The following is a 21,328-nucleotide window of genomic DNA, read 5'->3' on the forward strand; positions in this document are numbered from 1 at the left end:
AGTATCAGAGCGCGCCGGTGGCGGCGCTCTCCAGGACCGCCCCCGAGCCGTCGAAGGTCAGCAGCCGGTCGGCCACCTTGTCGATGAAGAACCGGTCGTGGCTGACGACGACCACAGCTCCCGGGAAGTGGATGAGCGCCCGCTCCATCACCTGCGCGCTGGCCAGGTCCAGGTGGTTGGTGGGCTCGTCGAGCACGATCACCGACGCCCCGGACAGCAGGCACGCCGCGATGGCGACGCGAGCCCGCTGGCCGCCCGAGAGCGTGCCGATCTTCTGCCGCAGCTCCGCCTCGGAGAACTGCAGCATGGTGAGGAAGCGGTTCACGTTCTTCTTGGTCGCGCTGTACGCGAGGGTCCCCGGGGCGGCGCTGACGTAGTGCGCCACGGTGTCGTCGAGGTCGAGCTCCTCGACGGCCCGGTTGTAGGAGACGAACGAGGCACCCTTACGCCACACGATGCGGCCCGCGTCGGGCTCGGTGACGCCGGTCAGCACGTCGAGGAGCGTGGACTTGCCCGAGCCGTTGGCGCCGACGACGGCCACACGGTCGCGCCGGTGCAGCGAGAACGTGAGGTCCTCGAACAGCGGGTCGCCGCCGAAGCCCTTGGTAATGCCCTCCACCTGGAGCAGGTTCTCGCTGACGTGCAGGTCGGCGTAGATCGACGTGATGATCTCGTCGACCGGGCGCGGGGCCTGTCGCTTCTTGATGTCCGCGAGCCTGCGGGCGGTGCCGCGCTCCTTGACGGCCTGCCGACGGGCGTCGCTCGCCTCCGCCTCGTAGGCGAGCAGCTCCTCCTCGTGCGCGAACTGCCGTTCCAGGGCCTTGATCCGCGTGGCCTTGGCGCGCACGTACGCCGTGTAGCCGCCCTCGTACTCGTGCAGCCGGCGGTTCTCGATCTCGAGGATGCGCGTGACCGCGCCGTCCAGGAACTGCCGGTCGTGCGAGACCACCAGCACGGCACCGGGGTAGGTCTGCAGCCAGCCCTCGATCCACCGCACGCCCGCGAGGTCGAGGAAGTTGGTGGGCTCGTCGAGCAGCAGCACGTCGGGTCCCTGGACCAGGATCCGGGCCAGCGCGGCGCGGTTGCGCCACCCGCCCGAGAGCCGGTCGACGGGCAGCGCGCGGCGCTCCTCGTCGAACCCCAGCCGCGTCAGCACCGTGTCGATCGTGTTCTCGTACGACCAGCCGTCGAGCGCGTCCATGCGCTCGAACAGCGCGGCCTGCTCCGCCAGCAGCCGGGACATCTCGTCGTCCGCGACCGGCTCGCCGAGGCGCTCCCCGATCGCGTCCAGCCGAGCCTGCGTCGCGTGCACCTCGGGGAACAGGTCGCTGAGCTCCTCGGCCACGCTGCGATCCCCCGCGAGCTCGGAGAACTGCGAGAAGTACCCGATCGTGAGCCCGAGGTTGCGGTCGACGGTGCCGGACGTCGGCTCCCTGCGGCCCAGCACCAGCTCGAGGAAGGTCGTCTTGCCGGTGCCGTTGCGCCCGACGAGACCGACGCGGTCACCCTCGCGCACCTTGAGGAACGCCTCGCGCAGCACCACCTGGTCGTCGAACTGCATCGACACGGCGTTCAGGCGGATCAGGCTCACGGGGTCCTCGACGGCTCGGCGGCCGCATCGACGGGCGACGACGCGGCGCTCGAACCCTACGTGGCCGCCCGCCAGCCCGCCGTGAGGACGTCGCGCACAATGGCGTGACGACGACGTGAGGGAGACCGCCATGCCTGCTGCCATCAGCGACGACCGACCCGTCCGCTGGGGAGTCCTCGGGGCCGGCTCCATCGCCGGCACGGTGTGCTCCGACCTGCGGCTCACGTCGGGAAACGTCGTCACGGCGGTCGCGGCCCGGGACGCCGACCGTGCGGCGGCGTTCGCGGCCGAGCACGGCGCGGCGCGCAGCTACGGCTCCTACGAGGACCTGGTGACGGACGACGAGGTCGACGTCGTGTACGTCGCCACGACGCACCCGAACCACCACCGCCAGGCCCTCCTGGCGATCGAGGCGGGCAAGTCGGTGCTCGTCGAGAAGCCCGTCTGCCTGCACGCGGCCCAGGCGCGCGAGGTTTTCGACGCGGCCCGCGCCGCCGACGTCTTCGCGATGGAGGCGATGTGGACGCGCGCCAACCCGCTGGTGCGCAAGGCGCAGCAGCTCGCGGCCGACGGAACGATCGGCGAGGTGCGCCACGTGCGCGCGTCGTTCGGCATCGGCGTCCCGTTCGACCCGACCAGCCGGCTGTACGACCTCGCCAACGGGGGCGGTGCACTGCTCGACCTCGGGGTGTACCCGATCACGATCGCGTCGCTCTTCGTCGGGTTGCCCGACCGCGCGACCTGGAGCGGCACGCTCTCGCCGACGGGGTCGGACGAGACCGTCGCCGTGCAGTGGACCGCGGCCGGCCGGCCCACGGCGCAGCTCATGTTCTCCGCCGCGGTCGTGATGTCGAACGACACGGTGATCGGCGGCACCGAGGGCTTCCTCCGCCTGGAGTCCCCCGGGCACCGCCCGTCGGGGCTGACGGTCAGCGTCGGAGGCGAGGAGCGCCGCATCGAGGACCCGCTCGCGGGTCACGGCGCCGGCTACACGCCGCAGGTGGAGGAGGTCGAGCGGTGCCTGCGCGCCGGCCTGCTCGAGAGCCCTCTCGTCCCGCACGCCGACACCGTCGCCATCCAGGAGCTCATGGACGAGGGGCTCGCCGCGCTCGGCGTCGTGTACCCGCAGGACCGCTAGCCCGACCGGGACCGGCGGCGCGTCCACACCGCGTCGATCGCGACGGCCAGTGCGACGAGCGCGAGCATCAGCCAGAACGAGCGGCGCTGGGCGGAGTACAGGTCGACGACGAACCACGCGAGCACGAACCCGGAGATGCCCGCCGCCGACGCGGTCAGCACGGGCGAGGCCTGGAGCTCGGAGCGCAGCCGGAACGCCGCGACGGCCACGAGCACGAACACCGCGAGCGACACCGCGCTGCCGATGGACGCGAGGGCGTCGATGCCGAGCACGGTCACGAACGCGATCATCAGCGCGGCGGTGATCACGAGCCCGCCGTGCCGACCCAGCCGGGTTCCCGAGCCGAACGGCGGCGGGAAGGTGCCGGAGGCGGCCAGCGACGACGTCAGCGCCCGGCCGGCGTACAGCGTCGCGGTCACGCTCGAGGAGGTCGCGAGCAGGGCGGCGCCCGCCATCATCACGTAGCCCGCGTGCCCGAGCGCCGGCTCGGCGGCGACGGCGATGGCTCGCGGGCCCGCCGCGACCACCTCGTCGACCGAGAGCGTGCCGAACACCCCGAGCGCGACGGCCACGTACAGCACCGTGGTGATCGCCAGCGCCGTGTACATCGCGATCGGCATGTCCCGTCGCGGCCGGCGCAGGTCCGCGCCCGCGAACGAGATCACCCCGAACCCGAGGAACGCGAAGAACGTCAACGCCACGCTCGCGACGATGTCCCCCGCTCCCGGGTAGGTGCTGGGCGCCAGGAGCGAGGGATCGAGCTGGGACAGCGTGCCGACGACGAAGATCGCGAACACGACCAGGAGGAGCCCGACGATCACCGACTGGACGTGGTCCACCAGACGAGGCCCGCTCACGGTGACCCACGCGCCCGCCAGCACCAGCACCGACGCGCACAGCTTGGAGAGCCATCCCCCGGGCGGTCCGTCGGCGATGAGCACCGCCGCGTAGTCGCCGAACGATGCGGACACCATGGCGCCGACGACGACGACCGCGGTCAGGTAGCCGAGCCATGCGGTGACGCCGACGAGGCGGCGGCTGCGGTACCCGTGCTCGACATAGGCGATCAGCCCGCCCGACGACGGCAGGTGGATCGCGAACTTCACGAGCGTGTAGCCCAGGGCGGCCGACATCAGGCCGGCCAGCAGGAACGAGAGCCAGACGGCGGAGCCCGCGATGGCGCCGGTCTGCCCCAACAGGGCGAAGATCCCCGCGCCGACCATCGCCCCGACGCCGAGCGTGATGGCGCCGCGCACCGTCAGTCGTGCCTGCGGGGCGGGCTGGGACACGCCGGACTCCCTGGTGCGGCCGCGGATGGTGCCGGACGGGACGACCCTAGCGCCGGAGGCGGCTCGTGCTCCTAGCTCTCGTCCTCCTTGCGGAGCCGGTCCAGGTCGTTGGTCAGCTCGTCGACCACGAGCAGGTCGTGGCGGACCTTGCCCGTGCGGTAGCCGGCGCGACCCACCATGTGGGCCGCGACGGGCGCGGTCAGCATCTGGAAGATCGCGACGAGCACCAGGGCCCACACCGCGCCGCCCGACCGCAGGCGCAGGGCCAGGCCGACGAGCACCAGGATGAGGCCCAGCACCTGCGGCTTGGTGCCCGCGTGCATGCGGGAGAGCAGGTCGGGGAAGCGCAGCACGCCCACGCCGGCGGCGAACGCGAGGAACGCCCCGCCCAGCAGGCAGATCGCCGACCCGACGTCGGCCACGGTGTCCCAGCTCATCGGACCTCCCCCTCGGCCGCGCCGCCGTGCTCGTCGGTCGCGCCGCCCTCCGTGCTCTCCTCCGCCTCGCGGCGTGCCTTGTCCTCCGCCGCGACCTCCTCGCGCGTCCGGACCCGGCCCTCGCCCTCCGGCTCGACGGCGGCGAACCGGGCGACGGTCACCGAGCCGACGAAGCCGACGAGGGACAGCACCACCAGCACCGGCACCACGTCGGCGCGGCGCTCGATCGCGGCGTAGAGGGCGACGGCCGCGATCATCGTCGTGACCACGATGTCGAGCGCGACGGTCCGGTCCAGGATCGACGGGCCCTTCTCCGCGCGCACGACGGCGAGGACCGCGCCGGCCGTCAGCAGCACGCCGCACACCGCGATCACCCACGTCATGCGCGCACCCCCGGCAGACCGGTTCCCGCGAGCTCCGCGTCCGACGCGAACGCCCGCAGCACGCGCTCCTCCTGGTCGAGCACCGCCCGGCGCGCCGCCTCGATGCCGCCCGACTGCCGCACGTCGAGCACGTGCAGGTACAGCATCCCCGTGAGCCGGTGGGCCTCGACGACCAGCGAGCCGGGCACGAGCGAGCACAGCTCGGCCGTCATGGTCAGGTACAGGTCGGAGTGGCTGCGCAGCTGGACGCCGATCACGGCACCCCGCGGCGTGTACCGAGGACGGAGCGCGAGCAGGCTGACCTCGAAGGAGGCGCGCACCACGTCGATCGCGAACCGGGTCGCGAGCCGGACCACCCCGAGCGGACGCACGCGGCCGTGGAACGCCAGGGGTGTCATGCGCAGCCCCGTGGTGACGGCGAGCCCGAGGACGATCCCGGCCAGCACGTTGCCGACCGAGAGATCGCCCCACAGCAGGACCCAGACGACGGTCAGCCACGCGACCGTGCCCCACTGGGGACGCGGCCGCGCGCGGCGCGGGTGCAGGCTCATCCGTCGCCACCACCCAGGTCGATGCTGATGCGGTCGTCGTGCTCGGCGACGTCGGCGGAGTCGCCGGTGCCGCGCTCGCCGTCGGGCAGGACGGCGTCGATGTACGGCGACCGCTCGACGAGCGCCTCGGAGGCGCGCTCGGTGTAGGCGTACAGCGGGCCGCCCGCGAACGTGAGCGCCAGGCCGACGCCGATGAGCGCCGCAGCGGGGCCCACCATGCCGAACGGGAGCCGGACGGGCCGCGGCTCGACCTCGGGGCTCTGCCAGAACGCCTTGTTCCACGCCTTGACCAGCGCGTAGAGCGTGAGCAGCGACGTGACGATGCCGCCGACCACGAGCGTGTACGCGAGCGGCGTGCCCACGTGCACGCCCGCCTCCAGGAGGCCGAGCTTGCCCAGGAAGCCGGACAGTGGGGGGATCCCGGCGAGGTTCATCGCGGGGACGAAGAACAGGAGGGCGAGCACGGGCGCCACGCGCGCGAGGCCGCCGAGCCGCGTCAGCGACGTCGAGCCCCCCACCCGCTCGACGAGACCCACCACGAGGAACAGCGCCGTCTGCACGGTGATGTGGTGCGCCACGTAGTAGATCGACGCGCTCCACCCGGCGTCGGAGGACAGCGCGATCCCGAAGACCATGTAGCCGATGTGGCTGACGAGCGTGAACGACAGCAGTCGCTTGATGTCGTCCTGCGCGACAGCGCCCAGGATGCCGATCACCATGGTCGCGAGCGCGAGCCACATGAGCACGTCGTCGAGCCGGCCCTCGGGGAACAGCAGCGTCTGCGTGCGGATGATCGCGTAGACGCCCACCTTGGTGAGCAGGCCCGCGAACACCGCGGTGACGGGCGCCGGCGCGGTGGGGTAGGAGTCCGGCAGCCACGCGGACAGCGGGAACACGGCCGCCTTGATGGCGAACGCGAGCAGCAGCAGCACCTGCAGGACCAGCCGGATGCCGGGGTCGATCTCGGGCAGCCGGATGGCGAGCTGCGCGAGGTTCACCGTCCCCGTCGCGGCGTAGACGAGCGCGATCGCGACGAGGAACAGCACCGACGACAGCAGGGCGACGACGACGTAGATGCTGCCCGCCCGGATGCGCTCGCCGGTCCCGCCCAGCGTGAGGAGCACGAACGAGGCCGCCAGCAGGATCTCGAAGCCGACGTAGATGTTGAACAGGTCGCCGGACAGGAACGCGTTGGCGACCCCCGCCGTCAGCACCAGGTACGTCGGGTGGTAGATCGAGACGGGCGCGGACTCCTCGTCGTCGTCGCGGCCCTGGGCGAGCGAGTAGAGCAGCACGCAGAGCGTGACCGCCGAGGAGATGGTGAGCATGAGCGCCGACAGCCGGTCGGCCACCAGGTCGATGCCCACGGGGGCGGCCCAGTCACCGACGTCGACCACGAGCGGCCCGTCGTCGACGATGACGAGCAGCGCGACCGAGGCGAGCAGCACCAGCGACAGGGCCGTGACCGAGACGATCGGCTGCAGCCGCGGCCGGCGATAGAGCGCGAGGGCGAGGCCCGCGGCGAACAGCGGGATCACCACGGGCAGCGGGACCAACCAGCTCCAGTCGGTCATCGGCGCACCTCGTCCGCCGGCTGGCCGTCACCGGTCTCGTCGCGCGCGGTGGCTGCCTGGTCGTCGAGCGTCTCCGAGCCCTCCTCGGTGTCGTCGTCGGCCGTGGCGCGCTCGTCGATCGCCGCCAGGCGGGCGATGCGGCGGTCCTCGACGTCGTCCTGCACCTCGTCGTGGCGGTGCAGCTGCCACGACCGGTACGCCATGGCGAGCAGAAAGGCGGTCATGCCCAGGGTGATGACGATGGCGGTGAGCACCATCGCCTGCGGCAGGGGGTCGCTCATCTGCCCCTCGGGCTCGACACCCACCAGCGGCGGCCGGCCGGCCGCGCCGCCCGCCACGAGGAACAGCAGGTTGGCGCCGTTGCCGAGCAGGATCACGCCCACCAGCACGCGGGACAGCGACCGCTCGAGCAGCAGGTAGACGCCCGCGGTGAAGAGCACGCCGATGGTCACGACGAGCACGACGTTGGGGGTCATGTCGATCATCGACCGACCTCCGTCGGCACGCCGTCGTCGGCCCCGAACGCCGCGTCCTCGCCGGTCTCGGCCCGGCGGTCGAGCTCGGCGCCCAGCGACCGCAGGATGTCGAGCACCAGCCCGACGACCACCAGGTAGACGCCGATGTCGAAGAACACGCTGGTCACCACGTGCAGGTCGCCGACCACCGGGAGGTGGACGTCGATGATCCAGGACTGCAGCACGGACCCCCCGAGCACGAGCGCGAACAGCCCCACGCCCGCCGACAGGAACAGGCCGAGCCCCAGCAGCAGACCGGGCTGGACCGGCGCGGCCTCGCCCAGCTCGTAGCGGCCGCCGGCGAGGTACCGCACGATCAGCGCGATCCCCGTGACCAGGCCCGCCGCGAAGCCGCCGCCGGGCGCGTTGTGGCCGCTGAACAGCAGGAACAGCGAGTAGACGATCATCGTCTGGAACAGCAGCCGGACGACCACCTCGAAGACGACCGAACGCCGCTGCGGGGCGAGCGTGCTCCCCGCGCGCAGCCACTCCCGGTCCGTGGCCGGCGCGTCCACGCGCGCGGGGTCGGTGCCGCGGCGGAGCCGGGCCATGGGATCGGGCGCCCCGGCCCACACGTGACGCTCGGCGCGCGCCTCGTCGGCCCGGAAGATCTGCCCGCCGCGGCGCGAGAGGAACACGAGCGACGCGACGCCCGTGGCCGCCACCAGCAGCACCGAGATCTCGCCCATGGTGTCCCAGGCGCGGATGTCCACGAGCGTGACGTTCACGATGTTGTGGCCGCCGCCCCACCGGACCGCCTCCTCGGCGAAGTCCTTCGACACCGGCTCGTGGATGCGCGCGCCGGGCGCGACGAGGGCGACGCCCGCGACCGTGAGCCCCACGCCGAGCCCGATCCCCAGCCGCAGCCAGCGGGAGGCGGCCAGCGGCCGGTCGGAGAAGTACGGGGGCAGGCGGCGCAGCACGAGCACGAAGACGACCAGCGTCACGGTCTCCACGAGCACCTGGGTGAGCGCGAGGTCGGGGGCGCCGTGCAGCAGGAAGAGGCCGGCGACCGCGTACCCGCCGATGCCCAGCAGGATGACGGCCTTGAGGCGGCGACGCGCGCGCGCCGCGAGCGCCGCCGAGGCGATGGTCGCCGCCGCGAAGACCACCTGCGCGGGCTGGTCGTACGCGCGCAGCTCGCGCGGCCAGGTGCCCTGCGTGAGGGTCGTGAGCCCCACGGCCAGCACGAAGACGGCCAGGATGATGCCGAGGTACAGCGGCAGCGAACCGCGCTGGGTGATGGCCGTGACGTCGGCGGCCACGTCGTCGAGCCGGCGCATGAACCGGCGGTAGACCCGGTCGGCGTCCGGACCCCGGTAGGCACCGGCCTGCAGCCGCTCGACCCTGTCGCGCAGCAGCCACAGCGCCAGGCCGGCCCCGAGGATGCCGAGCGTCAGCACGAGCGTCGGCGTCACCCCGGCCCACAGCGTCAGGTGGCCCGGCTCCCCCTCCGGGTACGTGTCGGCGTAGGGCGCCAGCAGCTCCTCGCCCAGCCCGGGCAGCAGCGCGACGGCGAGGCCGAGCAGCGCGAGCACCATGGCCGGCCACACGAGCATCAGGGACGGCCGCGTGATGGGCGCGGGCTCCGCGCCCTCGACCAGCTCGAGCCGCGTCGTCGTGCCCGGGCTGCTCGCGCCGTCCATCTGGGTGGCCACGGCGTCGGGCACCACCGCGGAGGCCGGGACCAGCGCGCGCTTGGTCGCGAACGCGCCCCACCACAGGCGCAGACCGTAGGCGACCGTGAGCACCGAGCCCAGTGCGACGGCGACGAGCACGACGGGCCCGGCAGCGCCCTCGTCGAGGTGGCCCAGCGCCTCGAGGCCGGCCTCCTTGGCCACGTACCCGGCGAACGGCGGCAGCCCGATCATGCTCGCGGTGGCCAGCGCGCCCGCGAGCGCCGTCACCGGAAGGGCACGGCCCACCCCCGACAGGCGGCGGAGGTCACGCGTCCCGGTCGCGGCGTCGACCACGCCGACGACGAGGAACAGGGCGGCCTTGAACATGGCGTGCGCGCCCAGCATGGCCAGCCCCGCGAGCGCCGTCGCCCGCGACCCGAGCCCCACCAGCAACGTGATGAGACCCAGCTGGCTCACCGTGCCGAACGCGAGCACCAGCTTGAGGTCGTGCTGCCGCAGCGCGCGGTAGCCGCCCAGCAGGAGCGTCCCGCCGCCGAGGACCACGACGCACCAGCGCCAGGACACGTGATCGGAGTAGGCGGGCGCGAACCTCGCCACGAGGTAGACGCCGGCCTTCACCATGGCTGCCGCGTGCAGGTAGGCACTCACCGGGGTGGGGGCGGCCATCGCGGCGGGGAGCCAGAAGTGGAAGGGGATGAGCGCGGACTTGGTGGCGACGCCCGCGAACAGGCAGAAGATCGCCACGGTCGCCGTGGTGCCGCCGGGCGGGTGCGCGACGACCTCGGAGAGCCGGTAGGTGCCGGCCGCCTCGCCCAGCAGCAGCACGCCCATGAGCATCGCCAGGCCACCCGCCGTGGTGATGACGATGGCCTGCATCGCGGCGCGCCGGCTCGCCTTGCGGTCGCTGTAGTGGCCGATGAGCAGGTACGACGTGACCGTCGTGAGCTCCCAGAACACGAACAGCAGGAGCATGTCGTCCGACAGGACGAGGCCCAGCATCGCTCCCGCGAACGCGACGAAGACGCCGCCGAACCTGGCCAGGCCGTGCGCGCTGACCGAGAAGTACCCGGCGCAGTAGACGAGCACGAGCGCACCCACGCCGCCGACGATGAGCGCCATGAACCAGCCCAGCGTGTCGAGCCGGAACGTCAGCTCCATGCCGAGCTGAGGGATCCACTGGACCTGCTCGACCGGCCCGCGGCCCTCGCGGACCGCCGACGTCCACGACAGCGCCCACACGGCCGCGCTCGCCGGCGCGAGGGCCAGGGCCCAGAACGCCCGCCGGCCCCACCACCGCACGAGCACGGGCGCGACGACGGCTGCGGCCAGGTGGATGGCGAGCAGCAGCAGCACGCGTCCGGTCTCCGTCCTGTCGGGGCGGGGTGCACGGTTCGTTCGATGGTGTCAGGTCCGGCGGATCCGCGCCCGGCTCGCGGGTACGGCAGGCAGGGGGCGCCGACGGGCGTCCCCAGAAGATCCAGCGGATTGGTCAAGACTCTACCAACCGTCTGTACCGGTCGACTCCGCGGGAGCCGCTCGCCGGCAGGATTCACCTCCCGCCGGTGCGCCGTTCCCGCCGGTCTGCCCCGGTGGGTCCGTCCCGCCGGTTTGCCCCGGTGGGCCCGTCCCGCCGGTCTCCCCCGGTGGGCCCGTCCCGCCGGTCTGCGACGGTGGGTCCTTCCCGCCGCGCGCCCGCGCGCTGCGTCCAGTCGGCGACTGCGTGCCCCGAGCGAATCACTACGCCGATTCGTCATCATCACGCCGATTCGAATCCGCGTAGCGATGCGGAACCTCCGTTCCGATGCGGACCGGCCACCGGCTCGACGCGGACCGGCCCCCGGCCCCGGCTCGGCGCTGACCGCCTCCGGCTCGGCGGTGGGACCGGACCAGGCCCGGCCGGGCCGGATGGTGCCGGCGCGGGGCGCGGCGGCCGATAGCGTGGCGCCGTGAACGGGTTGCAGTGGGTCGCGCTGGTGCTGGTGCTCGTGGCGACCGTCGTCGGCGTGGCGATCTTCGCGCGGGGCGCACGAGAGATCGTGCGCACGGTGCGGGTGGGGCGCTCCGCACCGGGCCGCTGGCGACCGTTCGGGCCGCGCGCGGGTCGGCTGGTGGCGGAGGTGCTCGGGCACGGGCGCTTCCAGCACCGCCCCCTGGTCAAGGTCGCGCACTGGGTGGTGATGCTCTCGTTCCCCCTGCTGTTCCTCACGCTCCTGACCGGCTACGGCCAGGTGGTCGACCCCGGGTTCACGCTCCCGCTCATCGGGCACCTGTGGCCGTTGGAGTGGGTCATCGAGCTCTTCGCGTGGGCCTCCCTGGTCGGCATCGTCGCGCTCTTCGTCCTGCGCCTGCGCCTGCAGCCGCGCGGGGTGGACGCCCGCCGCTCGCGGTTCTTCGGGTCCAACCAGGCGCAGGCGTTCTTCGTCGAGGCGACCGTCGCGCTCGTGGTGCTCGCGGTGATCGCGTTGCGCAGCCTCGAGTACGCGATGGGCGGCGAGTCGGCGCTGCACTTCCCGCTGACCGCCTGGCTCGCGCCCGACTGGGACACCGCGACGCTCGAGAACGCGGTCGTGGTGGTCGCGACGGTCAAGATCGTCGTGTCGATGTCGTGGTTCGTCGTCGTCGGCCTCCAGCCGACGATGGGGGTCGCGTGGCACCGGTTCCTCGCGATCGTCAACGTCTACGCGCGGCGCGAGCCCGACGGCCGGCCCGCGCTGGGACCGCTGCAGCCGATCACCACGCAGCACGGCCCCGTGGACCTCGAGGGCCTGGAGGACCTGCCCGACGACGCCCGCCTCGGGGTCGGCGCCATCGAGGACTTCACCTGGAAGGGCCTGCTCGACTTCGCCACGTGCACCGAGTGCGGCCGCTGCCAGGACCAGTGCCCGGCGTGGGCCACCGACAAGCCGCTGTCGCCCAAGCTGGTGACCCTCGCGCTGCGCGACCACGCCGCCGCGACGGCGCCGTACCTGCGCGCGGCCGACGAGTCGCACGCGGGGATCGACCTGATCGGCTCGGGCGTCGTCGACCCCGACGCGCTGTGGGCCTGCACCACGTGCGGCGCGTGCGTGCAGCAGTGCCCGGTCGACATCGAGCACGTGGACGCCATCGTGGACATGCGCCGCTACCAGGTGCTCATGGAGTCGGCGTTCCCCAAGGAGCTCGGAGGGGCGTTCACCAAGCTCGAGCGGCAGGGCAACCCGTGGGGCCTGCCGGCGCGCGCGCGGCTGGACTGGGCGAAGGGGCTGCCGTTCGACGTCCCGGTGGTCGGCGGCGACGTCGAGTCCGCGGCTGACGTGGAGTACCTGTTCTGGGTGGGCTGCGCGGGCGCGTACGAGGACCGGGCCAAGCGCACGACGAGGGCGGTCGCCGAGCTGCTGCACACGGCCGGCGTGAGCTTCGCGGTGCTGGGCGACGGGGAGGGCTGCACCGGGGACCCCGCCCGACGAGCCGGCAACGAGCTGCTCTACCAGATGCTCGCCACGGCCAACGTGGAGGTGCTCAACGAGGTGGGGGCCACGCGGATCGTCGTCACGTGCGCCCACTGCTTCAACACCATCGCACGCGAGTACCCCCAGCTGGGCGGTCGCTACCAGGTGGTGCACCACACCGAGCTGCTCAACACCCTCGTGGCGGACGGCCGCCTGCGGCCCGCTCCGCAGGAGGCCACCGAGATCACGTATCACGACCCCTGCTACCTGGGTCGGCACAACGAGATCTACTCCCCGCCACGCGAGCTGCTCGGGTCGCTTCCCGGGCTCACGATCGCCGAGATGCCACGCAACCAGGAGAAGTCCTTCTGCTGCGGCGCCGGCGGTGCGCGCATGTGGATGGAGGAGTCGATCGGCACCCGGATCAGCACCACGCGCGCGGCGGAGGCGATCGGCACCGGCGCGTCCGTCGTCGCCACCGCGTGCCCGTTCTGCACCGTGATGCTCAGCGACGGGGTCGCCGCGGCGGCCGGCGGGCACGAGGGCGTGGGGGTCCCGGAGGTCACGGACATCTCGCTGCTGCTGCTCGACCGGGTCCGTGAGGGGGCTCAGTGATCGGCCGGCTCGACGAGGTCGTCGTCGACTGCCGCGACCCCCTCGCCCTCGCGGGCTTCTGGGCCCAGGTGCTGGGCGGGACGCCGGAGCTGCGCGACCCCGACTGGTGCCGGCTGCAGGCTCCCGGGTCACCCCTGATCGCGTTCCAGCGCGTGCCCGAGGCCAAGACGACCAAGAACCGGCTGCACCTCGACGTCCTGGTCGACGACGTCGAGGCCGCGACCCTCGAGGCGGAGGCGCTGGGCGCGACCCGCCAGGGAGGCGTGCACCGCGACACCGCCGGCTCGTTCCAGGTGCTGACCGACCCCGAGGGCAACGAGTGGTGCGTGGTCAGCCCCGCGTGACGCGTCAGGCGTCGTTGACCGCCCGCAGCAGCCGCAGCAGCTCGGCCCGCTCGTCGTCGGAGAGCACGCTGAGCCGCTCCTCGGCGCCCTGGTGCTGCTGCACGGCGACCGCGGCGAGCAGCGCACGGCCGGCGTCCGTGAGCTCGATCCGCGTGGCACGCCGGTCGGTCGGGTCGGGGATGCGCCGCACGTGACCGTCGGCCTCGGCCTGGTCCACCTTCGAGGTCACCGACCGTGGCGCGACGTCGAGCCGCTCGGCGATCTCCCCGAGCCGCTGCGGCGAGTCGCAGCGCGACAGGGTGCGCAGGAATCGCAGCTGCCCCGGTGTGGTTCCCACTGACCGGAGCAGCACCGCCGTCTCGCGCCGCACCGCGTGCAGCACGCCGTAGAGCAGGTCGAGGAACTCCCCGGGGGATCCGTCGGTCTGGTCCGTGCTCACGGCGGCGAGGCTATCGCACAAGTTTTGAACCTCGCACATAGTGAGTTAGCCTCACCATCGGCGAATCGACCCCCTGGAGGCGCCCATGTCCACCCCCCTCGGCAGCGGCGGCCCCAGCGTGATGCGCGGGTTCATGAAGGACGGCACCGTCACCCACCGGCGCCTCACCCGCGACACCCTGCGCCGCATCCTCGCCTTCGCGCGGCCGTACCGCGTCCAGCTCGCCGTCTTCGTGGGCCTGATCGCGCTCGAGGCGGCGGCCGGCGCGCTCACGCCGCTGCTCGTCAAGAACCTCATCGACGAGGGCATCGCCACCGGGGACACCCGGCGCGTCGTGCTCCTCTCGGCCGCCATCGCGGGCCTGGCCCTCCTCGGTGCCGGCCTGTCCGTCGCGGACCGCTGGGTCTCCTCGCGCGTCGGCGAGGGCCTCATCTACGACCTGCGCACCGACGTGTACGACCACGTGCAGCGCATGCCGCTCGCGTTCTTCAGCCGCGCCCGCACCGGAGCGCTCGTCCAGCGCCTCAACGGCGACGTGCTGGGCGCCCAGCAGGCGTTCACGTCCACGCTGCAGAACGTCGTCAGCAACACGCTGACCATCGTGTTCGTGCTCGCCGCCATGCTCTCCATGTCGTGGCAGCTCACCGCGCTCTCGCTCGTGCTGCTGCCCGCGTTCGTCCTGCCCGCCCGGTGGTTCGGCAAGCGCATCGCGGCGGTCACGCGCGAGAGCTACGAGCGCAACGCCGACGCGGCGCAGATCATGAACGAGCGCTTCAACGTCGCCGGCGCTCACCTGGTCAAGGTGTTCGGCGACCCCGCGCGCGAGTCGGCGGCGTACGCGACGCAGGCCGCCCGGGTGCGGGACATCGGCGTCACGCGCGCGCTCTACGCCACGTGGTTCCGCGTCGGCCTGACCACGCTCGCGTCGGTCGCCATCGCGATCATCTACGGCGCGGGCGGCGTGCTGGCGATCCGGGGCGAGCTCACGGTCGGCGTGGTGGTCGCGCTCGCCGCCTACCTCAGCCGCCTCTACGGCCCCCTCACCGCGATGTCGACCGTCCAGGTGGACGTCATGACCGCGCTCGTCAGCTTCGAGCGCGTGCTGGAGGTGCTCGACCTCGAGCCGACGGTGACGGACAAGCCCGGCGCCGGCGACCTCCGCGAGGCCGTCACCGCCCGTGGCGCCGACGTCGAGCTCTCGGGCGTCGGCTTCCGGTACCCGGCGGCCGACGAGGTCTCGCTCGCCTCCCTGGAGGCCGCGGCGGCCCTGAGCCACGACCCCGTCGCGGACACGCTGCACGACATCTCGTTCCGCGTGCCCGCCGGCCACGTGGTCGCCCTGGTCGGGCCGTCGGGAGCAGGCAAGACGACGATCTCCCAGCTGGTGACCCGGATGTACGACCCGACGCGCGGCTCGGTGCGGATCGCCGGAGCCGACCTGCGGGACGTCACGCAGGAGTCGCTGCGCGCGACCGTCGGCGTGGTGAGCCAGGAGGCCCACATGCTGCACGACACGATCGCGGCCAACCTGCGGCTGGCCCGGCCCGACGCGACCGACGACGACCTCGAGCGAGCGCTGCGCCAGGCCCACGTCTGGACGCTCGTGTCCGGCCTTCCCGACGGCGTCGAGACCGTGGTCGGCGACCGCGGCTACCGGCTGTCCGGCGGCGAGCGCCAGCGTCTGGCCATCGCCCGGCTCCTGCTCAAGGCGCCCGACGTGGTGGTCCTGGACGAGGCGACCGCGCACCTCGACTCGGAGTCGGAGGCGGCCGTCCAGGCCGCGCTCGACGAGGCGCTCGTCGGCCGCACGTCGCTCGTGATCGCGCACCGGCTCTCGACCGTGCGCAAGGCGGACTCGATCGTCGTCGTCGAGGACGGTCGCGTGGTCCAGCAGGGCACGCACGCCGAGCTGCTCGCGGCCGGCGGGCTGTACGCCGAGCTCTACCGCACCCAGTTCCGCGAGCCCGCCGCGGCGTGAGCGGGGTGGGTCACGCGGGCGGGTCACTCCGCGAGCTGCGCGAGCTCGTCCAGCGTGTCCACCGCGACCTCGTTGTCCGGCGCCACGGGGTCGAGGTCGCCGTGGTCGACCGTGTACATCGCCTGGACCGGGTGGAGCAGGTCGAACGGCACCTCGGCACCGTGCGCAGCCAGGAGCAGCACGTAGTCGGACCCCTCCTCCAGCGTGGTGGTCGCCGCCTCGACGTACTGCACGCCGTCGTACAGCCCACCCAGCTGCGCCACCTCGATGAGGTCCCCCACCGCCACGTCGCCCTTGACGACCTCCTCGACGCGGACGGTGGAGATCGTCACGACGACACCGGGGACGTCGGGCACCTCGTCGAGCCCCGCCTGGGGGTTGAGCGAGGGGTCGCCGTCGGTGGACACCTCGGGGCGGTCCTCCTTGACGCGCGAGCCCGTCACCGTGCCCCGCACCACGGCGTCGGCCGCGTCGACGATCTCCTGCGGCGTCGAGTAGGCGGGATAGTCCGCGTAGGAGACCACCACCTCGGGGTCCGACGAGCACCCGGCGAGCGCGAGCACCCCGACGACCAGCAGCACGACTCGTCTCATGCGTACTTCACCACTTCGCTCACGTCGTAGGCGGTCGGCTTGTAGACCTTGGCGGGGTCGCGGTCGTACTTCATGAGCGAGGCCTTGGTGGTGCTGGGGTTGTCCGCGAGCTTGAGCCCGTGGCCCAGCTCGTGCGTGGTGGTCGACAGGCACCACCTGCTCAGCTCGTCGCCGGCGCGCGCCTGCAGGTACTGGACGTTGACCTCGATGGTGAACGTGCGGCTCGAACCGCTGCCCGACGGCGTGTACCGGCCACCCCAGCTGTAGCTCCACCGCCCGGCCGTGTAGGTGTTCTTCGACGTGCTGGTCCGGGTCAGGTGCGTGCCCGCCGCGGTGGCGTTCCAGTAGCCGCGCGCCGAGTCGAGGTAGCCGATCCACACGTCGTTGATCCCCACGGGGCGCACCGAGAACGTGCGGCTCGGCATCCCGCCGGAGTAGTAGCTGGCGGCCGCGGGCGACTGGACGGCTGCCACCGCGAGCAGTCCCGCCGCGCCGATCCCCACCGCGCGCAGCGCTCGTCGATGCCTCACATGCCCCCCTCGAACCGGGCAGACCGCCCGGATCGGACGGTAGGGCCGCGGCACGACCCCGTCAAGACGTCACAGGTCGCGCGGGTCCACCAGGAAGTCCGCCTCGTCGGCGATCTCGCCCCCCACGGCCTCGTGCAGCACGCGCGCGACCGCGTGCAGCGTGGTGGCGGCGCGCCGACGCGCCACCCGGTGCTCCAGCGTGGGCCGCTCAGCCTCGAGCTCGTCGACCACCAGCGGCTCCCAGTGCACGCGGTACGCGACCACGCCGCGCTGGGCCCACTCCACCGACCGCAGCAGGGGCGGCACCTCGTCGGGCTCGCCCACCTCGACCGCGATCATCCCGTCCACGCCCAGGTCGACGACCACGCCGAACGACTCGACCAGCTGCGGGGTGCTCAGCATCATCTCGTCGAAGGCCGCGGCCTCCGCGAGCAGCCGGCGGCGCTCGTCGGGGTCCTGCACGCCGAACTGCTCGAGCGCCGACCGCAGCCCGGCGCCGCCGCGCTCGGTGATCCCGTGCGGGGTGCCGGCGTGCGAGTGGCGACCGGTATCCGTGGCCGGACCCTCCCACGGCGCCGGGACCGACAGGCGGGCACGCGGGACCGCGCGCTGCACGATCGCCAGCGCGTCGGCCGGCTCCACCCAGCGGTCGGTCAGCACCGTGACGTCGATGGCCCCCTCGGTGTCGGGCGCGAGGATCGTGCCGCGCCCTCCGATCCGGACCGCGCCGCCCAGCCTGCGGGCCGCGTCGACGAGCCACTGCACGACGCGGCGCTCCTCGCGCACAGGCAGGCCGTCGGCGAACGCGCGGTTGATGCCGTCGCGGTCGCCTCCGCCGGCGTAGGGCGGCTCACCGCGCTCGCGCGTGCACGCCACGTCGTACACCTGGGCGGTCGACACAGGCAGGCCCAGCGCGACCACGTCGTCGGGCGCCACGCCGTAGGGCCCGGTCAGCGTCGAGTGGCGCGACAGCCGCAGCACGGGCGCGGCCGGCGCGGCCGTGACCCGGATGCCGAACGCCGCCGTCATCGGCCGCCGGCCCTTCTGGGGCGCGTCGCCGCCACCCTCCCACCGGGCTGCCGCGAACCGGCTCGCCGCGAGCACCTCGACCTCGTCGGGCTCGATCCCCGCGGGGAGCGCGAGCAGGTGCCGCGTCGTGAGCTGCGGGTCGCTGGTCAGGGGCAGGCGAGGGAGTGCCATCTAGACGTCCGTGCGGTGGAAGCCCTGCCAGGAGCGGGACGCCGTGGGGCCGCGCTGGCCCTGGTAGCGCGAGCCGTAGACACCGGAGCCGTAGGGGTTCTCGGCCGCCGACGAGAGCCGGAAGAAGCACATCTGGCCGATCTTCATGCCGGGCCACAGCAGGATGGGCAGCGTCGCCACGTTGGACAGCTCGAGCGTCACGTGCCCGCTGAAGCCGGGGTCGATGAAGCCCGCGGTCGAGTGCGTGAGCAGCCCCAGGCGGCCGAGGGACGACTTGCCCTCGAGCCGCGCGGCGATGTCGTCGGGCAGCGTGACCTGCTCGAACGTCGAACCGAGCACGAACTCGCCCGGGTGCAGCACGAACGACTCACCGCGCTCCACCTCGACCAGGCGAGTCAGGTCGGGCTGCTCCGCGGACGGGTCGATGTACGGGTACTTGTGGTTGTCGAACAGCCGGAAGAACCGGTCGAGGCGCACGTCGATGCTCGACGGCTGCAGCATGGCCGCGTCGTAGGGCTCGAGGGCCACGCGGCCCGACTCGAGCTCGGCCCTGATGTCACGGTCGGAGAGCAGCACGGGGCAACGGTAGCCCGGTCGCGGCGCGGTTCAGAGCCGTTCCGCGTCGTGGACGAGCAACGCCAGCTGCGTGCGGTTCTCGAGCCCCAGCTTGAGCAGCGCGCTCGACACGTGCGCCTTGACCGTGGGCACGCTGAGGAACAGCGACCGAGCCACGCGCGTGTTGCTCTGCCCGCGGGCGACGGCACGCACCACGTCCTGCTCCCGCGGTGTCAGCCGTGCCAGCGCGGCGCGGGCACGCTCACGCTCGCCGCCCGCCCGTGCGGTCGCGTCCATGAGGTGGCGCGCGACCTGCGGAGAGAGCACCGGCTCCCCAGCCGCCGCGGCGAGCACGGCGGCGACGATCCGCGCGGGTGCGGCGTCCTTGAGCAGGTAGCCGGCCGCGCCGGCGCGCAGGGCCCCCTCGATCTCGGGCCCGGTGTCGAAGGTGGTCAGCACCACGACGGCGGGAGGGTCGGTGCGCGCGCGGACGGCTCGGGTCGCGGCGATCCCGTCGACGCCGGGCATCCGCAGGTCCATGAGCACGACGTCCGCCCGGTGCGCGTCGAGCTCCCCGGGCACCGCGGAGCCGTCGGCCGCCTGGCCGACCACCGTGATCGCGCCGTCGTCGGCGCCGTCGAGCATGAGCGTGAGGCCGGCCCGGACCAGTGCGTCGTCGTCGACCACCAGCACGCGGACGCTCATGCCGGGAGCCAGGCCGTCAGGACGAACCCGCCCGACGGGGCGTGCGCGGCGGTCAGCGCGCCGCCCAGCAGCTCGACGCGTTCGCGCAGCCCCAGCAACCCGCTGCCCGCCCCGACGGATGCGCCGGCCCCACCGGGACCGCCGTCGTCCACCACCTCGACCACCGTCGCCCCGTCCCACCGCGTCTCGACCCGCACCCGCACCCTGGCGCCGGGCGCGTGCCGGTGCGCGTTGGTCAGACCTTCCTGCACCACCCGGTAGACGGCAAGGCCCGCCGCGGACGGCAGGTGCGCGAGGTCCGCGGACTCGAGCTCGACCTGCATGCCCGCCGCGCGACACTGCTCCACGAGCCCGGTCACGTCGTCCGGGGTTGGCAACGGCCGCAGGTCGTCGGGCCCCTCCCGCAGCACGCCGATCACGGTGCGCAGGTCGGCGAGCGCGTCGCTGGCCCCCTCCCGGACCACGCCCGCGGCGCGCGCCACCTGCTCCGCGCTCAGGTCGGTGCGGTACTCCAGCGCTCCCGCGGTGGTGGCGAGCAGCGAGAGCCGGTGCGCCAGCGAGTCGTGCATCTCGCGCGCGATCCGCGTCCGCTCCGCGACCCGGGCCTCGTCCACCCGGGCCGCCTGCTCGCGCTCGGCGGTCCGCGCCCGCTCGCGCCACAGCTGGACCGTCAGGGCGCGTGACCGCCCGTACGCGCCCCAACCCAGGAGCGCCGCGTGCACCGCGACGTCGCACAGCAGCCACCATCCGTACGGCAGTCCGGGGTCGCGCCACAGGCCCTGCACCGCGTGGCCCAGCACGCTCGCCAGCGCCACGGGGACGGCTGTGCGCAGCGGGAACCAGCGGGCGGCGACGAGCGTGCCCGCGGTCGCCGCCGGTGTGGCCGCGGGTGTCACCGCGACGAGCGCCGCGAGCAGCACGCCGGCCAGCAGTGGACGCGTGGTCATCATCGTGAGCACGACGAGCGCGAGCACCCCGCCCGCGAGGTCCAGCACGAGCGGCACGGTGTGGTCGCCCGCGAGCGACGGGGCGCACGCGGCCAGCACCGTGAGCACGGCGAGCGCGGCTCCGAGCGGCACCAGCAGGGCGGGCCCGGGCATGCGTGCCGGGGGGCAGTCGAGCGTCGTCGTGGTCATGACGACGAGCGTAGAAATCGTGACTGCGTGCCGCGACCGACCAAAGGAGGGGGTGCCCGCGACGCCCGTCCCGCCGCGCGCGACCGACGTCGGGCCGGCGGCAGCCCATCGGCCGACGCGCCCTGAGCCGCCCACCGCTGGCATGGGAGTGCGCCGCCCGACCGGTCGGCCCGAGCACCTGGAGGAGCCATGCCGACCACGCCAGCCCCGTTTCGTCGCGTCCCCGTCGCGGCCGTCGTCCTTGCGGCGGTCGTCGTCGCCCTGGCCGTGTGGCTGATCGCCGTCCCCGCAGCGGGCGTGACCGCGGAGGTCGAGGCGGCGGACGGCACCACGAGCGCCGTCGGACCGGCCCCGGTCGCTGCCGTCGCAGCGCTCGCGGTGCTGCTCGCCTGGCCCGTGCGCGCCGCCTGCGCGCGGGCGAGGAAGGGTCCCGCCGTGCTCGCGTGGCGCCTCACGTGCGGCACTGTCCTGCTGGTCTCCCTCGTCGGGCCGCTGGGCGCGACGACCGCGTCGGGCACCCTCCTGCTGGCGGTTCTGCACGTGGCCGTCGCTGTCGTCGTGGTCGTCGGGCTGGACCCGCGCAGGAGCCCGCGAGCCCGCGTCCGGCAGTGACGTGACGGGCCCAGGGGCGGGGGGCTATGCTCTCGACCGTGGACCGCGTGGGAGCGATCCCACACCATCGAGAAG

General features: G+C 73.5%; 20 protein-coding genes. 5 read left to right on the forward strand and 15 right to left on the reverse strand.

The genetic code is table 11. From position 1 onward, the window contains the following. Positions 1-4 precede the first annotated feature (4 nt). Entirely contained in the window at positions 5-1,591 is a 1,587-nt protein-coding gene (locus QRT05_RS01275; RefSeq protein WP_289444463.1) for an ABC-F family ATP-binding cassette domain-containing protein, read from the reverse strand. A 130-nt stretch (positions 1,592-1,721) separates the two neighbouring features. Here QRT05_RS01275 and QRT05_RS01280 point away from each other — a divergent pair, with 130 nt between their 5' ends. After that, entirely contained in the window at positions 1,722-2,729 is a 1,008-nt protein-coding gene (locus QRT05_RS01280) for a Gfo/Idh/MocA family protein (RefSeq protein WP_289444465.1), read from the forward strand. Here the strand turns inward: QRT05_RS01280 and QRT05_RS01285 are convergent. The 7 genes from QRT05_RS01285 to QRT05_RS01315 form a co-directional block, all read right to left on the reverse strand. After that, complete coding sequence (locus tag QRT05_RS01285; protein ID WP_289444467.1) at positions 2,726-4,018, reverse strand: APC family permease; 1,293 nt, start codon at positions 4,016-4,018, stop codon at positions 2,726-2,728. The genes QRT05_RS01280 and QRT05_RS01285 overlap by 4 nt on opposite strands. Positions 4,019-4,089: 71 nt before the next feature. Next, on the reverse strand, positions 4,090-4,455 hold the full coding sequence (mnhG, locus tag QRT05_RS01290) for a monovalent cation/H(+) antiporter subunit G (protein ID WP_289444469.1): 366 nt from the start codon (positions 4,453-4,455) through the stop codon (positions 4,090-4,092). Further along, a complete protein-coding gene (locus QRT05_RS01295; protein ID WP_289444471.1) occupies positions 4,452-4,838 on the reverse strand; it encodes a monovalent cation/H+ antiporter complex subunit F in 387 nt (128 codons plus the stop codon). The genes mnhG and QRT05_RS01295 overlap by 4 nt, the downstream gene beginning before the upstream one ends. After that, the gene (locus QRT05_RS01300) at positions 4,835-5,389 is read right to left on the reverse strand and encodes a Na+/H+ antiporter subunit E (protein WP_289444473.1); all 555 of its coding nucleotides are present in this window, start codon (positions 5,387-5,389) and stop codon (positions 4,835-4,837) included. Before QRT05_RS01300 ends, QRT05_RS01295 begins: the two co-directional genes overlap by 4 nt. Continuing rightward, complete coding sequence (locus QRT05_RS01305) at positions 5,386-6,963, reverse strand: Na+/H+ antiporter subunit D (protein WP_289444475.1); 1,578 nt, start codon at positions 6,961-6,963, stop codon at positions 5,386-5,388. The genes QRT05_RS01300 and QRT05_RS01305 overlap by 4 nt, the downstream gene beginning before the upstream one ends. Further along, positions 6,960-7,448: a Na(+)/H(+) antiporter subunit C gene (locus QRT05_RS01310; protein ID WP_289444477.1), complete on the reverse strand. Its 489-nt coding sequence runs from the start codon at positions 7,446-7,448 to the stop codon at positions 6,960-6,962. Before QRT05_RS01310 ends, QRT05_RS01305 begins: the two co-directional genes overlap by 4 nt. After that, positions 7,445-10,471 (reverse strand): Na+/H+ antiporter subunit A, encoded by a 3,027-nt coding sequence (locus tag QRT05_RS01315; protein ID WP_289444479.1) that lies wholly within the window; start codon positions 10,469-10,471, stop codon positions 7,445-7,447. Before QRT05_RS01315 ends, QRT05_RS01310 begins: the two co-directional genes overlap by 4 nt. 593 nt (positions 10,472-11,064) lie before the next feature. On the opposite strand from QRT05_RS01315, the gene QRT05_RS01320 reads away from it, so the two are divergent. After that, on the forward strand, positions 11,065-13,161 hold the full coding sequence (locus QRT05_RS01320; RefSeq protein WP_289444481.1) for a (Fe-S)-binding protein: 2,097 nt from the start codon (positions 11,065-11,067) through the stop codon (positions 13,159-13,161). Next, complete coding sequence (locus QRT05_RS01325) at positions 13,158-13,505, forward strand: VOC family protein (RefSeq protein ID WP_289444483.1); 348 nt, start codon at positions 13,158-13,160, stop codon at positions 13,503-13,505. The genes QRT05_RS01320 and QRT05_RS01325 overlap by 4 nt, the downstream gene beginning before the upstream one ends. Before the next feature lie 4 nt (positions 13,506-13,509). On the opposite strand, the gene QRT05_RS01330 is transcribed toward QRT05_RS01325, so the two are convergent. Then, positions 13,510-13,944, reverse strand: a complete 435-nt coding sequence (locus tag QRT05_RS01330) for a MarR family winged helix-turn-helix transcriptional regulator (RefSeq protein ID WP_289444485.1) — start codon at positions 13,942-13,944, stop codon at positions 13,510-13,512. A gap of 85 nt (positions 13,945-14,029) precedes the next feature. Here QRT05_RS01330 and QRT05_RS01335 point away from each other — a divergent pair, with 85 nt between their 5' ends. After that, a complete protein-coding gene (locus tag QRT05_RS01335; RefSeq protein WP_289444488.1) occupies positions 14,030-15,922 on the forward strand; it encodes an ABC transporter ATP-binding protein in 1,893 nt (630 codons plus the stop codon). Between the two features lie 23 nt (positions 15,923-15,945). Here the strand turns inward: QRT05_RS01335 and QRT05_RS01340 are convergent, their stop codons facing one another. From QRT05_RS01340 to QRT05_RS01365, 6 genes are all read right to left on the reverse strand, one after another. Beyond that, on the reverse strand, positions 15,946-16,515 hold the full coding sequence (locus QRT05_RS01340; RefSeq protein WP_289444491.1) for a hypothetical protein: 570 nt from the start codon (positions 16,513-16,515) through the stop codon (positions 15,946-15,948). Then, on the reverse strand, positions 16,512-17,045 hold the full coding sequence (locus QRT05_RS01345; protein ID WP_289444493.1) for a hypothetical protein: 534 nt from the start codon (positions 17,043-17,045) through the stop codon (positions 16,512-16,514). The genes QRT05_RS01340 and QRT05_RS01345 overlap by 4 nt, the downstream gene beginning before the upstream one ends. A 69-nt stretch (positions 17,046-17,114) precedes the next feature. Next, positions 17,115-18,245 (reverse strand): hypothetical protein, encoded by a 1,131-nt coding sequence (locus QRT05_RS01350; protein WP_289444495.1) that lies wholly within the window; start codon positions 18,243-18,245, stop codon positions 17,115-17,117. Further along, positions 18,246-18,821 (reverse strand): dCTP deaminase, encoded by a 576-nt coding sequence (gene dcd, locus QRT05_RS01355; RefSeq protein ID WP_289444497.1) that lies wholly within the window; start codon positions 18,819-18,821, stop codon positions 18,246-18,248. 30 nt (positions 18,822-18,851) lie between these two features. Further along, positions 18,852-19,505, reverse strand: a complete 654-nt coding sequence (locus QRT05_RS01360) for a response regulator (RefSeq protein ID WP_289444499.1) — start codon at positions 19,503-19,505, stop codon at positions 18,852-18,854. Then, positions 19,502-20,641: a sensor histidine kinase gene (locus QRT05_RS01365; protein ID WP_289444501.1), complete on the reverse strand. Its 1,140-nt coding sequence runs from the start codon at positions 20,639-20,641 to the stop codon at positions 19,502-19,504. Before QRT05_RS01365 ends, QRT05_RS01360 begins: the two co-directional genes overlap by 4 nt. Before the next feature lie 189 nt (positions 20,642-20,830). Between QRT05_RS01365 and QRT05_RS01370 the strand changes: the two genes are divergently transcribed. Next, positions 20,831-21,253: a DUF6069 family protein gene (locus QRT05_RS01370; RefSeq protein ID WP_289444503.1), complete on the forward strand. Its 423-nt coding sequence runs from the start codon at positions 20,831-20,833 to the stop codon at positions 21,251-21,253. The last annotated feature ends 75 nt before the right edge of the window (positions 21,254-21,328 follow it).

Origin of the sequence: Cellulomonas edaphi, from assembly GCF_030362815.1 — a bacterium.
Taxonomy (GTDB): Bacteria; Actinomycetota; Actinomycetes; order Actinomycetales; family Cellulomonadaceae; genus Cellulomonas; species Cellulomonas edaphi.